This is a genomic window from Bacillus sp. Au-Bac7, assembly GCF_021341655.1.
Taxonomy (GTDB): domain Bacteria; phylum Bacillota; class Bacilli; order Bacillales; family Cytobacillaceae; genus Niallia.
Genome location: NZ_JAJTTG010000003.1, coordinates 167,297 through 182,626, shown reverse-complemented (window position 1 = coordinate 182,626; position 15,330 = coordinate 167,297). Strand labels below are relative to the sequence as shown.

General features: G+C 37.0%; 13 protein-coding genes and 2 pseudogenes. 14 read left to right on the top strand and 1 reads right to left on the bottom strand.

The genetic code is table 11. The features are described from left to right. Positions 1–226 precede the first annotated feature (226 nt). Positions 227–1,123: a UTP--glucose-1-phosphate uridylyltransferase GalU gene (gene galU / locus LXM54_RS13975; RefSeq protein ID WP_233315822.1), complete on the top strand. Its 897-nt coding sequence runs from the start codon at positions 227–229 to the stop codon at positions 1,121–1,123. A gap of 298 nt (positions 1,124–1,421) precedes the next feature. Here the strand turns inward: galU and LXM54_RS13970 are convergent, their stop codons facing one another. After that, entirely contained in the window at positions 1,422–4,949 is a 3,528-nt protein-coding gene (locus LXM54_RS13970) for a S8 family peptidase (protein ID WP_233315821.1), read from the bottom strand. A 213-nt stretch (positions 4,950–5,162) separates the two neighbouring features. Here LXM54_RS13970 and LXM54_RS13965 point away from each other — a divergent pair, with 213 nt between their 5' ends. From LXM54_RS13965 to LXM54_RS13910, 13 genes and pseudogenes are all read left to right on the top strand, one after another. Continuing rightward, positions 5,163–5,492 (top strand): hypothetical protein, encoded by a 330-nt coding sequence (locus tag LXM54_RS13965; RefSeq protein WP_233315820.1) that lies wholly within the window; start codon positions 5,163–5,165, stop codon positions 5,490–5,492. A 90-nt stretch (positions 5,493–5,582) separates the two neighbouring features. Further along, positions 5,583–6,515, top strand: coding sequence for a glycoside hydrolase domain-containing protein (locus tag LXM54_RS13960; protein WP_233315819.1), 933 nt, complete (start codon positions 5,583–5,585; stop codon positions 6,513–6,515). 166 nt (positions 6,516–6,681) lie between these two features. Continuing rightward, positions 6,682–7,056 carry a YkvA family protein gene (locus tag LXM54_RS13955; protein WP_233316143.1) on the top strand — a complete coding sequence of 125 codons (375 nt, stop codon included), beginning with the start codon at positions 6,682–6,684 and terminating at the stop codon, positions 7,054–7,056. A 188-nt stretch (positions 7,057–7,244) separates the two neighbouring features. Then, on the top strand, positions 7,245–9,125 hold the full coding sequence (locus tag LXM54_RS13950) for a ribonuclease YeeF family protein (protein ID WP_233315818.1): 1,881 nt from the start codon (positions 7,245–7,247) through the stop codon (positions 9,123–9,125). Positions 9,126–9,198: 73 nt separating this feature from the next. Continuing rightward, positions 9,199–9,666, top strand: a complete 468-nt coding sequence (locus tag LXM54_RS13945) for an Imm30 family immunity protein (RefSeq protein WP_233315817.1) — start codon at positions 9,199–9,201, stop codon at positions 9,664–9,666. Between the two features lie 30 nt (positions 9,667–9,696). Further along, positions 9,697–10,431 carry a DUF4261 domain-containing protein gene (locus tag LXM54_RS13940; RefSeq protein ID WP_233315816.1) on the top strand — a complete coding sequence of 245 codons (735 nt, stop codon included), beginning with the start codon at positions 9,697–9,699 and terminating at the stop codon, positions 10,429–10,431. 162 nt (positions 10,432–10,593) lie between these two features. Continuing rightward, a pseudogene (locus LXM54_RS28525) lies at positions 10,594–10,881 on the top strand (YxiF family protein). Between the two features lie 17 nt (positions 10,882–10,898). Further along, entirely contained in the window at positions 10,899–11,450 is a 552-nt protein-coding gene (locus LXM54_RS13935) for an SUKH-4 family immunity protein (protein WP_233315815.1), read from the top strand. Between the two features lie 490 nt (positions 11,451–11,940). Continuing rightward, positions 11,941–12,102, top strand: coding sequence for a hypothetical protein (locus LXM54_RS13930; protein WP_233315814.1), 162 nt, complete (start codon positions 11,941–11,943; stop codon positions 12,100–12,102). An 86-nt stretch (positions 12,103–12,188) separates the two neighbouring features. After that, a pseudogene (locus LXM54_RS13925) lies at positions 12,189–12,676 on the top strand (SMI1/KNR4 family protein). Positions 12,677–12,708: 32 nt separating this feature from the next. After that, positions 12,709–12,936: an immunity protein YezG family protein gene (locus LXM54_RS13920; RefSeq protein WP_233315813.1), complete on the top strand. Its 228-nt coding sequence runs from the start codon at positions 12,709–12,711 to the stop codon at positions 12,934–12,936. A 1,059-nt stretch (positions 12,937–13,995) separates the two neighbouring features. Next, positions 13,996–14,424, top strand: coding sequence for an SMI1/KNR4 family protein (locus LXM54_RS13915; RefSeq protein WP_233315812.1), 429 nt, complete (start codon positions 13,996–13,998; stop codon positions 14,422–14,424). Between the two features lie 25 nt (positions 14,425–14,449). Further along, complete coding sequence (locus LXM54_RS13910) at positions 14,450–14,902, top strand: SMI1/KNR4 family protein (RefSeq protein WP_233316142.1); 453 nt, start codon at positions 14,450–14,452, stop codon at positions 14,900–14,902. Positions 14,903–15,330: the final 428 nt, after the last annotated feature.

The window sequence follows — 15,330 nt, the reverse complement described above, 5'->3', positions numbered from 1 at the left end:
ATAACATCACAGACTCTTATAGATATGTTAAAATGACAAATGCAAGCAATATGTCACATTATTTTCCATTATTTTTAAAAATTATAAAATAGTGCTAAAAAACCTTTGCAATACTAAGAAAAAGTGTTACTATAATTGTACGTTATTAAGAACATTTTGTTAAGTAAAAATTAAAGTGTACATATTATTATTTTTTAGATAGAGAGAGAAGATTGGAGAGGTTAAAATGAAACAAGTAAAAAAAGCGATCATTCCAGCAGCAGGATTAGGAACAAGATTCCTGCCAGCAACAAAAGCAATGCCAAAGGAAATGCTGCCAATTGTTGATAAACCGACAATTCAGTATATCGTTGAAGAAGCAATCGCTTCTGGCATTGAAGACATCATCATCGTAACAGGAAAAGGCAAAAGAGCAATTGAAGATCATTTCGACTATGCTCATGAGCTGGAGCAAAACTTGCTTGAGAAGAAGAAGTTTGATCTTTTGGAGAAAGTTCAATACTCCTCCAATCTTGCTGATATCCACTATATTCGTCAAAAAGAGCCGAAAGGACTTGGCCATGCTGTTTGGTGTGCGAAAAGCTTTATCGGCAACGAGCCATTTGCTGTCCTGCTTGGTGATGATATCGTTCAAAGTGACACACCTTGCTTGAAGCAGCTGATTGACCAGTATGAAGAAACACTTTCACCTGTCATCGGCGTACAGACTGTTCCAGACAGTGAAACAGACCGTTACGGCATTGTTGACCCTATCGAGCAAGAAGGCAGACGCTATCAAGTAAAGAACTTTATTGAAAAGCCAAAGCGCGGAACAGCACCATCTAACCTGGCTATTATGGGCAGATACGTGCTGACACCAGAAATCTTCATGTTCTTAGAAAAGCAGCAAACAGGAGCTGGCGGTGAAATTCAGCTGACAGACGCTATCCAAGAGCTGAACCAAATTCAACGAGTATTTGCTTACGACTTTGCAGGCAGCCGCTATGATGTTGGTGAGAAGCTCGGCTTTGTGAAGACAACATTGGAATTTGCTCTGCAACAGGACGAAATGAAGCAAGAGCTGATTGATTATATGAAGCAATTGATGAAAAAGCATGATAATGCAGAAATCAAAATTCTTTAATTAGAGCTAAGAACAGGGCATAATGGATGTCCTGTTCTTTTTTGTTCTATTACGCTATTATTCCATAATTTTACTGTATAATAATTACAGTAGAAAGGTGGAGGGAAATGAGTAAGGATACAAAGCAAAATGAAAAGAAGGATTTCACTGATTCAAGCTGGTTTATTTTTGTAGTTGTTTTGGTGGCGGGTCTTATTAATGTTTTTATTATTAAATAAAAGACGAGGGAGTCGCATCTTCGTCTTTTTTTACAACAAAAAAAGACAGACGGAAGATTAGCCTCCGTCTGTCTTGTCGATTATTTCGCTTTTGTGACTGTTTTTTCTGTCACTTTGCTAGTGTTCCCAGCTTTGTCTTTTGCTGTTACAGCAAGCACTGTTTTTTCTTTTTGCTTTTTAATTTTAATCGAGTAGTTGCCTTTTTTATCTGCTTTCCCACTGGCAATAGCTTTTTTATTTACTGTGATAGTAACAGTTGCATTAGCTTCTGTGCTGCCTTTTACCTGTGTTGTAGCAGTTGTTACATTATTTACTTTTGGAGCTTTTGGAGCTGTTTTATCAGCAACCGTGATTGTTTTCGCTTTGCTGACATTGCCAGCTTTATCCTTTGCCGTGATGCTCAATTTCGTGCCGGCTTTTTGTTTTTTGATAGTGATAGAATAAGCGCCTTTACTGTCCGCTTTTCCACTCGCAACTGTCTTTTTACCGTCTTTAATAGTGATCGAAGCATTCGCTTCTGCTTTACCAGCTATTTTCGTGCTGTTATCACTGACTGTACCGATGACTGTTGGAGCTCCTGGAGCTGTTTTATCAGCAACCGTGATTGTTTTCGCCTTGCTGACATTGCCAGCTTTATCTTTTGCTGTAATGCTCAGCTTCGTGCCAGCCTTTTGTTTTTTAATGGTGATAGCGTAAGCACCTTTGCTGTTCGCTTTCCCGCTGGCAACAGCTTTTTTGCCATCTTTAATTTCAATGGAAGCATTTGCTTCTGCTTTGCCTTCAATTTTTGTGCTCTTGTCACTGATTGTGCCAGTCACAGAAGGAGCAGCTGGCGGTGTGCTGTCGCCAACAGTGATAGTCGCAGCTTTGCTTGTCAGCTTCGCACCGTCTGTTGCTGTAATACTTAGCTTCGTGCCCATTTTTTGTTTAGCAATCTTAATAGAGAACTTACCTTTGCTGTCAGCTTTGCCTGTGCCGATTGATTTTTTACCAGCTTTAACGGTAATCGCTGCGAATTCCTCTGCTGTTCCTGTCACCTTCGTATCATTGTCACCAACTTTATTAACTTTCGGTGCATTAGGTGCTGTTGTGTCTTCAAGGACAGCTGTGCGGATCGTTGCTTTTGCTGGTGTTCCATTTACTGTCTTTTCAAATGTTACCTCCAAAATGCTGTCTGTTTTTTGCAGCGGAATTTCGATAGTGTAATTGCCATTTTTGTCTGCTGTTGCTTTTTTTACGTCCTTGCCGATTTTTACACTAACAGCAGTGCCGCTTTCAGCTGTGCCTTTAAGAGCATAGCTGCTGTTGTAAACATCAGCGACAGTTGCTTTCAGCAATGCTGTGCTGTATGCCCCGTAAACATCGAGTCTGCCCCAGCCGGAAACATAATCATAGCCTGGTGGGAGGCTGTCTCCTTCTTCGTAAATAATTTCGCCGTCCTCTGTGATCACTTCTACTATATCCTCAAACTTGTACGGGTTGTCCTGCTCTTCAAAAGCAATGTTTTTTGCTGTTTCTGTCAGGATTTTTTCGACTTGCACAGGCTTCAAGCTGCTGTCTAATGACAGAAGCAATCCTGCAGCTGCGGCAACATGCGGTGTTGCCATTGATGTACCGCTGTAGTAAGTAACATTACCGTTTGGCACAAGGCTTGGGATATTAGTGCCTGGTGCGACTAAATCAGTGCCGATACCATAGTTGGAATAATCGGAAACAATATCCATGTCATTAGTAGCGCCGACAGATGTAGCATACTTGCTTGATGCAGGATAGCCGACTTCTTCCATACCGTCATTCCCTGTCGCAGCAACGATAGTTACATTATGGTTGTACGCATACTGCATCATATATTCCAATGTTCTGCTGTAAGGTCCGCCAAGGCTCATGTTAATGACTTTAGCACCTTTATCAACAGCATATTTAATTCCTTTAGCGATTTGTTCTGTATCACCTGAGCCGCTTGCGTCCAGAACTTTTACAGGAAGAATCTTCGCATTAGCATGAACACCAGAAATCGAATAGCCGTTATCCATACCTGCTGCGATAATGCCGCTCACATGTGTTCCGTGACCGTTATCGTCAAGGGCATTATTATTGTTGCCAATATAGTTATAGCCTTCAGAAGCTAATACATTGCTGCTTAAGTCAGCAAGTGTGCTGTCCACACCTGTATCTACAACAGCAATTACCGTTTCACTGGGCTTAGCAACATTCAGCAAGGAATGAAGGGGACCAAATTGAATATCTGCACCGCTTGTTCCTTGTGTTTGGCCAGTGTTAGATAAAGACCATTGGTATGGATTAGAGACGTCATTTGTTGTCTTACCTAATGCTTTATATGTTTGAATTTGTTCTACATATTCAACTGCCGATGATTTTTTGACAGAGTTCACAATGCTGTTCTTTTGCTGTGTCGAATAGCTGTTGTCTTTTACTTCACTGCCAAGGTCGATTACATATAAATCATCAGCGATTTTATCTGAGTTATTTAAACCTTGGATTGTTTCACTTTGAGCTGCTTGTGCGCTTTTCTTGAAAGTTGATAGGCTTTTGCCTGATTTCAGTTTGACGATATACTTGTTGGAAGTATTCTTGTTAGAAATAGCTGTTGTAGAAGCTCCCAATTTATTAAATACAGTTGAGAGTGTTTTATCTTCTAAGTTGCTGATGTTGATTTTTGCTTCCGTCTTTTTCAGCTGTTCCTTCAATGTCTCAGGTGTAGCATCATAAGCATATTTGTACAAGCTGTTGATTGCTTTCACGTCTGCGCTTGTAAAGGTGTAAGTAGAGCTTGTGCCGTTTTTAAGCAATTCCGTGTAAATTGGCTTAAGCTGACGCAAGTTCTTTAACACATCACTGCGCATGCCTTCATCAAAAACGATTTTTGCACTTAAGAAAGGTGCCACCTTGTAGTATAAAGAAGACAGCTTTTTGCCTTCATCTGTTTGCGATAAAATCGAATCTCTGATTTCACGCAAGTCCTTCAAGATAGACAAACCATCCTTCTGCTCGCTAGTGCTCAATTCAACAGGGCATTCTTCCGCTGTTTCTGTTGAAGGCTCAAGCACTTCGCCTTTCACATTCAGTGTAAAGGAAGTATCAGCTTCGATAGGCTCTGCTTCTTCCGTTTCTTCACCTTCTGGTAATTCTTCTTCTGCTAGCTTCTCTTCTGAGACCTCTTCTTCTAAGACCTCTTCTTCATATGGATAATACTCAACCTTCACATAGTAAGAGCCAATCCATGCTAACGGAAAATGAATAACCGCTGGCGATTCGATAAAGCTGTAGCCTTGATACTGATCAAATGTGTTTTCAGCATTTGCATTTTCAAGACTAGAGTAAACGGAAACATTCATTTCCTCTGTTGAATCTAATGTGAATTCATAGTGCGAAAAGTTCTTAATGTCTTCTGCAGTCGGCGTGAATTTAAACCATTTAACATACTCTCCGTCTGCGAAGCTGTCTTCAATTAGCTTCCCGCTAACTCCAGTGTCTGCTTCATCTGCAGTCGAGGCTGCCGCTGCTGGAAGTGCTGTCCAATTGCTGACAACTAAAACAAAGGCTAGTAAAAAAGTAAAGATCGAACCAATGCGTTTTTTGCTTTTCATCACGTTCCCCCTAGGAAAATTAATAGATTACAAATCTATTAAAGCATGTTTTTGGGAGAAGTGTTAATAATATCTAGTAAAAATGGAAAAATTATTCAGTTATTCCTATTTGTTAAAAAAGTTCGTAGGCATTAAGTCTGGAAATAGGAAATGACAGAAATTTTCTACTATTTATGGTAAAATAAACATTATCTGTAAATAGGAGGAGGAGAAATGAACAAAAAACTGATTCTGCCAATCCTCACACTCGTGCTGGAGGCAGTTGCCACCTTCCTCGTCGCTTCGTTTTTTTCAATTCGCTTTATTGAAGTAATGTTTTTTACTGGACTTGTGTTTACACTGATTATTTTTACCTTTTCCAGCAGCGGCGGAGCATGGACAAGATTTATCGACAGCCAGACAAGTGCACAAACAGGCATTATGCTCGAAAAAGAGCCGTTTTATTTACGAATGAATCTCTCCCTTATCACATCTGCTGTGTATACAGCAATCGGACTTATTCTGTTTATCTTATTAATCGCAAAGGTGATTCCGCCTGCTTAACTTGTAATTAAAAGCCCTCAATTGGGCTTTTTTATAGTTTGCCTGTCTGAAAAACTGTTTTTCTTCTATATATAAGGTAAGAAAGGAGAGATGATGATGGCAAGAGGATTTGATTGTGCAACAAAGCTCAACACTAAATCAGCAAGTGCCTTAAAGAAAGAAGGATTTGACTATACGGCCCGCTATCTTGGGAACAGCTGGAAGACATTTGATAAAACAGAAGCAGAAGCCATCAGCAAGGCCGGCTTAAAGCTGATCAGCATCTTTCAGAAAAGCGCCGACAGAGCAGCCTATTTTACAGAGGCACAAGGCAAGGCTGATGGACTGGAGGCGGTGAAAGCGGCAAAGGCAGTCGGCCAGCCACCGGGAACAGCGATTTATTTCGCAGTTGACTTTGATGCCAGAAGCAGTGCTATGCCAAACATTCTAGCTTATTTCAATGGAGTCAAAAAAACATTCGAAACGTATAAGCTCGGCATTTACGGGTCCTATGCCGTCATGCTTGCAGTAAAGGGCAAGGCCGATTATTACTGGCAGACATATGCCTGGTCGAATGGAAAGATTGCTGACTTCATTCATATGCACCAATATGAAAACAATATTAAAGTCGCAGGGGTGCTGATAGACAGAAATGATGTTCGCAAAGAACCAGGGCACTGGAGTTCGACAGGAAAAAGCTCCGCCACTAAAAGCTTTGAGGTGAAAACAGAAACAGCTGCCTATTTAACAGCAGCAGATGCAAAGCTTGGCAAGCACAAAAAAGGGATTGTAAAGACTGGAAGCTACTATATTTTCAATGAATCAGCAGGAATGGTTAATGTCACGAAACAACAGGGAGTGCCAGGCTCATGGATTAACCCAAAAGCAAGTGGCTCAACAGAATACCATACTGTCGCAAAAGGAGACAGTCTTTCAAAGATTGCCCAACAATATGGCATAACCCTCGCCAATCTCCAAAATCTAAACCCGCAGATTAAGAATATTCATCTTATTTATCCAAACCAAAAAATTAAAGTAAAGTAGGCCAATGCTGCTCCCTAATTCTGAAGGGGGCTTATTTTTTTGTGAAATTTTTTCCAAGTAAGGCGAACAGCAATACATTTTCCCTCTGTTTTTAGTATGATAGAAGTAGATAAATAACAAGGAGGCGATATGGTTGGAGAATAAGCAAGAAGAACTTCAAGTGACGATGAATGCTGCCGGAAAACATTTCTCAGAGGAGAAGTTCTGGGGAAAGCTCGCGAAGTTTGCCAAAAAGGCAGGCGCATCTGTCGTGTATGCAGTGCTGCTCTTGTATTTCACATTAAAGAAGCCAGAAGTGCCGGTTAAAGCGAAAACCACGATAATCGGGGCCTTAGGCTATTTCATTCTTCCCATTGATTTAATTCCAGATATGGCAGTCGGAATCGGATTTACAGATGACCTCGGAGCGTTAGGAATTGCACTGATTCAAGTAGCCATGTATATAGATGAAGATACAAAGCAAAAAGCAAAGCAGAAATTAGCAGACTGGTTTGGAGACAATGTCAGCACAAAAGAGATTGACGCTAAAATCGGCGGTTAACGATAGGTGATAAGAAAGTTGTATGAACAGTGATAGTAAATTATGGGTATTTCGACTGGTGTAAAATGAACCTTTTGGCATATGAAAACAGCTTTTTTCTTTTTTACAATAAAAGGATATTAGGTAATATATCGGATAATGAGGCTTTACATGTTCGAAATCCTTTGTGAAAAAGAGAGGAGAGTTTCGTGAAAATACTAGATGCTTCCAGTTTACAAGATACAATGGAACAGAGGGCGAAGCATTATGATAAGCTTCGCGACCAGTTTACCGCACTACGAAAGGCCTTTCAGGAAATCATTGATTTAGACGACTTCGAAGGAAGAGGCGCCGAAGCAATCAAAGCCTTTTACCAAGGCCAAATCGAAGTAGTCGAAGCATGGCAGCGCCTGTTTGACAGACAAATCGCCTTTTTTGAAAGCGTCGGCGGCAAGCTCAGCGACAAGGATTTAGACGGCAACACAAGAGTAGAGACAGCCTTTCTGGAGGAAGATCTTGTCCAGAAAGAACGCCAAGCAGATGAAATGATAACCGAGCAGCGCCGCGCACTCGAAAACATCTTTCGGGATATCGATGATCTCGTCTCATTAGATGCCTTTTCCCGAGATAAATTCGATGATTTAATGATGGACGCAAGCAAAAAACGCACAAAAACAATTGAAGCAGTCGAAGATACAGATCAAGAGCTCAAAGAAGAATATCTGACCTCAGAAGGGGAAGAAGCCTATGCCATTCAGCTGTTCAGTGCCCTACTTGGCGCAACAAAACAAGGCAGCAGCATCTCCCCCATCCATTTCGACGCAGATGCCTATCAAGCAAGCGACATCTACAAGCTGAAAGGAGAGGCAGAAGCCGCCACCTTAAGCTACATTACATACAAAAAAGAAGAACAACAAGCAAGAGAAATCGCCGAACAGCCCACATCCGAAAAAGTATGGGGCGGCATCAAAAGCTTCGTCGGCGAATTCACCGGCTATTATGATTACAAGCGCGCAGTCGAAGGCGTCGATCCCGTCACAGGCGAAAAGATGTCAACCGCACAGCGCTTAGCAGCAGGCGGCATGGCATTAGCCGGCTTTATCCCAGTCGTCGGCTGGGCAGGCAGAGCCGTCAAAGGCGGAAAAGGCATTTATTCAGCCGCAAAAGGAATCAGCGCCGCCGAAAATGCCATGAGCACCTACAAAAACGTAAAAGCCTTTAGCACTCTAGAAAAAACCGAAATGGGCATCTACGGCCTCCTTTCCGCCAACGGCCTGTCCGAATACGTAACCGGCAAAGACATGTTCGGCAACGAACTCACAGACCAGCAGCGCCAAGCAAGCCTAACCCAGAGCATCTTCGCCGGCCTTCCATTTGTGCCAGGTATGGCGAAAGAAGCAAACCGACTCGGCCAACAAGCCTTGAGCTCCACCGTGCAGATTGGCAAGCAAGGAGCGGATGTTTCAAGAGCGTTTATGGATGATCTTGGACGTAGTCTTAATACTTCTCCTAATGCAGCGTTTGCGGGTGGGGTTGGTAATATGAATTCCTACTTGAAGGCTGAGAGCAGGGCTGATGTTGGGAAGGTTAGTGGGGATAAGAGAGAGTATTTGAGTATGTTGAGTGGGCGTGGGGCAGTTAAGGAAACTGGTCAGTCTACACAAGAAGAAGTTAAGAAAAAAATGTTGCCAAGTGAAGGCGATATAGGCACATACAAAGACTTAAATGATGCTGGTCAAGTTGGTGATGATATTACCCCGCACCATATGCCTTCAAAGGAATATCTAGTAAAAAAACTAGGATGGGACCGGAAAGAAGCTAAGAATGATGGTATGTCCATAAATGTTGAACAACCAAAAACTGGCGGTAGACATAGGAAAACCCAAACGTACGGAAGAAATATGAGCAATGATGCTAAGGAGTTTTATTATTCTTTAGAGCCGCGTTCTGCCATTGCTTTCGATATAAATGACTTGAGAAATATTTATAAGAATGATGGTTTATATAAGGAAATGCTACCTAACTTAAGAAGATATGTTCAAGAAGCAAAAGAAGATTACTACAAAAATTATTTAATAAAAAAAGAATAAAAATGTTATTAAGGCTATAATAGGTTTGGAATAAGCTTTTATAATTGTTTTATTAATTTGGAAGGAGATAAGAATGTCTCTCAAATCTGAAATAGAGAAATTATATGAATGTAGATTATTAGAAACACAAGAAGACTGTGAGGAATTTGACGCTGCATTGGAAAGTATATCTGCAACTGACTTTAATGAGAGGGATATAATTAATGACCTTTTTAGGATATTTGACGACGAAACGGAAGATGAAGAGGTTATGTTTGGACTCCTGCATTTAATTGAAGAATTTGAAATGAATGTATACCTTCTTGGGGTGGCTAATGCATTGCCGTATCTGATGGATAATGCCAAAGAGTGGGCAATCATAATTAATAAAAGAATTTTAAATAGTGATATATATAGGACTGAATATACTAAAGTCTTATTAGAAAAGGACGAAGATATAAAATTAATAGTAAATAATATCCTTCTAGAAATTAAAAATGATAATCCTGATAGGTTTGAGAAAAAATCTAACGAAATTCTTAGTAAATTGGAAGGGAATTGAATTAAATAAATAGAAGAAGGAAGATTAAATGTGAGAGATGACAGAATTGTACTGTGTATACCAGGATTATGGAAAAATAGAAGTGATTTAGTTGAATCGGTCGCTAGAAATAGTGATGGATATATATTAGCAGGAAATAAAATAAGCAAGCTTAATGAAACAGATAGTTCTTTTGAAATAGAGATTGATGGTTATAATGATCAACTAGTAGAAGCTTTTGAAATTGCAGGAAACGGAACTTTTTTAAAAGAGGAACTTGATGAATTAAATAAACACTCCTTAACTATTTATTTGATTGGAGAAGGAGGGGCGTTTCATAGTTTAGAAAAGATAGTAGCAACTGCTTACGCTCTTTTAAAGTCAGGAGGGCTGGGTGTTAAGGTTGAGTCTTCAGGTGTGGCTAGTACCAAGGAAACATGGACAAAAATATATAATGAAAAGGACATGTTAGAATTATTTAAAGGGTTTGTAAGTGTGGTTGAAGATACAGATTTTTATTATACATGTGGAATGCATTGTTTTGGATTGCCAGATGTTATTACTTTTAAAAATCAAGTGTCTACTGCCTACGCACAAGAAGTAATGCAGATTTTTTGTTTATATAATATAATTGAAAACCCGTATTTAACAGAGGGATCAACATTTAGTATTGATGAGAACAGTCCAAGTTTTATTTTGAGACATACAGAATGTAGACATTTTACAGAAGACGACTTGTTCTATAATAAATATGGAATTTGGGCTATGATTAAAAGACAAGCTTAAGTTAAGCTATTAACAGATCAAAAAAATATTATAAATAAAAAACACTTGTTTGCATTTTTTGCCACAAGTGTTTTTTAATATTCAAATAGAAGATATACTGGTGCAGAACTTGGTAGACTTGTTAATCAAAATTATTTAGAAGTAGCATTTACCTGAAGGATATTGTTAGTTATAAAAGAAGGGATAACCATGTTAAATGAGACTATTGATACAATTAAAGTAATCCTGGAAAAAAGAAGAGTATTGTTTTTTAGAGAAAATGAAATAGAAGCCGTGTTGGTTAATATTAACGAAGTGTTTAGTCCCCTAGATGATATTCTGAAGTTAACGAAGTTTCCCGTGGGGTAAGGGAATTTTATATTATTTGCTGAAGATTTTAAATTCGGTTTATGTATTGAAAGAACGGAATATTTTTATGAGTTTAGTGTTTGGGGATTTCATAAAGATTAACTATAGAAGGTGAGAAGATGATGCTACCAGAGGAATTCAATGATAAATGGGATGTTAATAAAGATGGTCCATTAATTACATTTAATTCCGAAGATTTATTGAGCACAAATCTTTCGGATGATATGAAGAAATTTTTGTCTATAGGAGGATTACCAGAAACTCCGTCACCATATTTAGAGTTTACCTCGTCACAATCTTTAATTAGATCTATTACAAATGTATTTAATATGCCAGAAGAGTTTCAAAAATATTGGTTTCTTGGATTAACTAGTTCTGGCGATCCGATATGTATTATTGAGAAAAAAGAAAACATAGTATTTCTCAATAATAGTGATAATTATAAAGAAGTATTTATTAATTCTTCCATAAACCAATTTGCAGAATGTTTATTAGTGTATTCAAAAATGATTGATAAGGCAATAGAGGTAAATGGTGAGGATGCCTTCATTGATAATGATATTCCAGATTCTGTGATTAATTGGTTAAAAGAAGAATTAAAGAGAATTGATGACAAGTGTTTGGAAAAGGAAAGTTTTTGGGTTACTGAGATTGAAAATTTGTATGAATAACTGGCAGGTTATTTTAAATAGATTATTGTTTTTTAGTCTATGGTATATTACAGAAGAACTAGAGTGTATGTCGTAACTTTAAAAGTATTACAAACTTGATTTTTAATTAAATTTGAAAATGAGGAAGAATTTGTTTCTGAATTGTATAGAAAAGAAAATGAGGTAAGAGCTTAAGCATGATGAAATTTTTCCGTGCAATAAATATAGACATGTGGAATGATAAAGAAATTCATACAAACTGTAAGTCCTAACGTAGTATTTGTGACAACATACAAAAAGTAATATACTGCTAAACTAAAACTTACAAGTTTACTGTTACTTAAAAACATATAAATTAAAAGCACTTGACTGTTTATGAAAGGCAACAAGTGCTTTTTTGTTTTTAACGTAAAAGCGCACTATAATTTTAGAAGTGTACTAAGTGTTAAATTTTTTTAGATGATAATGATTGGTATGGCAATAGGAGGGAAGGAAATAAGAGTGTATTTTGGTGAAGGTAAGTTATTTGAATAGGTTGAGTGAGCGTGGTAGTGGGGTTGTTGATAAAGGTACTGGTAATAGTAATGTAGTAAACGAAGTTAAAGTAAATGTAGAAGCTATCGAACTTGTATTGAAAAAGGCTATAGAAATAAATATGCTCAGGCAAATGTAGGGGGAAAAGATAGATTACCAATTGAAGAATTTAAAGATGTAGTGGGCCATGTAGATGAGTATTTAAATGCTGGGAGATGGTATTAGATGAGTAAATTAGAGTGGCAATTTGCTGATAAAACCGTTAGTGAGGATTTAGTGAAAAAAATTGGTGATGATTTAGGGTTTGTTTTTCCAAAAGATTATGTAAGTTGTGTAGCTACCAATAATGGAGCAAATGTTGAACCAGAGTTATTCAATGTGGGAAATAGAGAGAGGGTATTTGGTACACTACTGTCATATGATGATGAAAATGATGAATTTATTGTAGATGTTTATAATAGCTATAAGAATTCATTGCCTAATGAGGTAGTTCCGTTTGCATTTGATCCTGCAGGGAACTTGATATGTTTTGATTATAAAGGTCATAAAGATAACCCATAGTAGTTTTTTGGGAGCATGAGAATGCTTGGGAAAAAGAGATGCTGATGAGTGAAGAGGGAATAACAGCAGAACAGGCAGAAGAACGTGCAAGAAAAAATATATTTTATGTTGCTGGGACGTTTACTAAATTTCTTGATAAGTTACATGACTAAAAAAAAATATTAGAAATTAGAGCTCTCGAAGGTTGTACTATCATTTTATTGATAATAACCAAGATCCTTGGTTTTCAGTGACAATAATATTAAATGATACAGGTAAATTAAAAGTACATTTTGATTATACAAATTGGCATGAAAGTGAATTTGGTCCAACAGGTAGAATTAAGTACTTTGAATATAAATATATCAGTCAAAACAAAGAACATCTAGATTTAGATATAATAGAGAGGATGAAGGAATTTGAAGAAAAGTAAATAATAAAGCACTTGGTTGCCTTTAAGGCAACAGGTGCTTTTGTTTTGGTGAAGTAAGGACAACATATATGAGACCAGTTTAAAATTCAGAGCTCATGAAGGTAACCTTCATGGAGTTTTGTTAAAAGTAGGGTAAGTTGACAAGTACAATAAATAGGTGAAATGACATTTTTAATTTTTACATTGTCTGGGTACTTATAGTACAGGCATGTGGTTTTAAACAATTGGTAACATGAAAGAGTGTTCTTTTACTGCCTTTGACTTATTAAATAGATAGAATACTGTTTCAAAAACTATACAATGGTAATTGGTATTAAAAGAATGAACGTAAGCACTTGAAAATCTGTAAATTTTAAGTGCTTTTTCTTTTTACTTTTAAGTTTTATTATTAGCTATAAAGTATTTTGAGTGGGTATGTTGGTGGTAATATGTATCCTCCAAGATAAGGGGAATTAACCCAGTGTTTCAATTTATGGAATTAGCAGCTGATACTCAATTTAGTGCTTGGTTACTAAAATTCAGACCAACTTATAAGACTATTGCATCTGAAAATAACAATATAAAATTGCAAGCTTAAATAGTTATTATGAATACAGTGAATGGGTAAATAAACTTATGCTCATACCCTTTATTTCTATCACAGTTGGGTAAATCCTGAATCATAATTAATATTTGAGAAAGTTTATAATTAGGATGAAGATACTGTTTTACAATGATATAAAAGATGGAACATTCAATGAAATTATAGAATAAGGATAAAATTACACACTGTATGATTTAGTACGGTTTTAAACCTCTTGCAAAATGAATAAAGGAACAAACATTATTTAGAGGAAACTTTGCCAAGTTTAAACTTCTTAATGAAAAGGATATTTACATGCCAGGAGGACTTATTATACTTGCTGAAGAAACGGTTGAATTCATTGTAGAATAAAGTAGTTTTGTTTGCATTTGATCCTGCAGAAAACTAGACCATTAATAGTTTTTGGGGAGAATGAGAATGCTTGAGGTAAGCAAGAAGAAGAAAATAAGCTAAAAAGAGATTCTGGAGATGATTTCATGGGAGTAGAAAAATGGTTATTTTCGTCAGAAGAACCCTTAGATGAAGATAAAATAATAGAAGTGGAAGAATTGTTTGGTTTCAAACTTCCTAGTGATTATAAACAGTGTATTTTAAAAAACAATGGGGCATATCCCGAACCAAATGTTTTTGATAGTGATGATGGAAGAATAGAGACTGTCTTCAATAATTTAATTAGTTTTACTGATACAAACATAAATATAAAAATGTTTCATAAATTCTCATCACAAAAACTAATTCCTTTTGCTAGAGACCCTTTTGGAAATTTATTATGTTTTGATTATAGTAAAGATAAGGAAGCACCACATATTATTTTTTATAATACAGAAGAATCAGAGATTGGATTGACAAGCCAGGTATGTAATTCCTTTACTGATTTATTAGAGAGATTGTATTCTCTATATTAAATACTATCAAAAAAAACAGAGGTGGATTATGACAATAAATTTTGAATATACATATCAAACTTTAGAGTTTGATGATCTTAACAAGTTTGAAAAGAATTTTAATATTTATTTACCAGACGATTATAAAAGTTTTTTATTAAAGAACAATGGGGGAAAGTCAAATAAAAGAAGATTTAAAACATCTGATGGAACAATTACAACCTCTATTATGTTATTTCTTCCAATATCAAAAGAAGTTGAATTAAATCTGAATAACTTTTATACCAAATATAATTTAGGGAAAATTGTCCCTTCTAATTTTTTGCCTATTGGTATTGACCCAGCTGACAGCTTAATATGCTTAGAAATCGGCGGAGAAGGAAAGGTATACTTTTGTGACATGGATTATTTTGAGGAAGATAATGAGTTAAAAGAGGAATATATTAGTGTAGTGGCAGACAACTTTACTATGTTTCTAGAAAATTTGTCTGAAGCATAGAAATTGCCCTTATTAGTTGAAAGATAACTGAAGTTAAAGATGATAGAGTTAGCATTGTCACGAATATCTGAACTAACATGCCAACATAGCTATAACTAAAAAGCACTTGATTGTCTTTTAGACAACAGTGCTTTTAATTAATGGGTTAAATAGTAGGAATTTGTCGGCAAATTCACAAGCTATTATGATTACAAGCGGGTAGTAATCTCGTCACAGGCGGTAATGGTAAAGGAATCAGCATCGCCGAACAAGCCATGAACTCTACTGTTCAGATTGGCAAGTAAGGAGCAGAGCAAGTGTTACAAGAGCGCTTATGGATGATCTTGGATACTTCTCCTAATGCAACGTTTGCGGGCGGGGATGGTAATATGGGGTCTATTTTAAGGCTGTGAACAGGGCTGATGTTGGGAGGTTCAAAAAATATTTTC

Coding starts and splice junctions, on each gene's coding strand:
- galU (WP_233315822.1), top strand. CDS start 227: ATGAAACAAGTAAAAAAAGCGATCATTCCAGCAGCAGGATTAGGAACA.
- LXM54_RS13970 (WP_233315821.1), bottom strand. CDS start 4,949: ATGAAAAGCAAAAAACGCATTGGTTCGATCTTTACTTTTTTACTAGCC.
- LXM54_RS13965 (WP_233315820.1), top strand. CDS start 5,163: ATGAACAAAAAACTGATTCTGCCAATCCTCACACTCGTGCTGGAGGCA.
- LXM54_RS13960 (WP_233315819.1), top strand. CDS start 5,583: ATGATGATGGCAAGAGGATTTGATTGTGCAACAAAGCTCAACACTAAA.
- LXM54_RS13955 (WP_233316143.1), top strand. CDS start 6,682: ATGAATGCTGCCGGAAAACATTTCTCAGAGGAGAAGTTCTGGGGAAAG.
- LXM54_RS13945 (WP_233315817.1), top strand. CDS start 9,199: ATGTCTCTCAAATCTGAAATAGAGAAATTATATGAATGTAGATTATTA.
- LXM54_RS13935 (WP_233315815.1), top strand. CDS start 10,899: ATGATGCTACCAGAGGAATTCAATGATAAATGGGATGTTAATAAAGAT.
- LXM54_RS13915 (WP_233315812.1), top strand. CDS start 13,996: ATGGGAGTAGAAAAATGGTTATTTTCGTCAGAAGAACCCTTAGATGAA.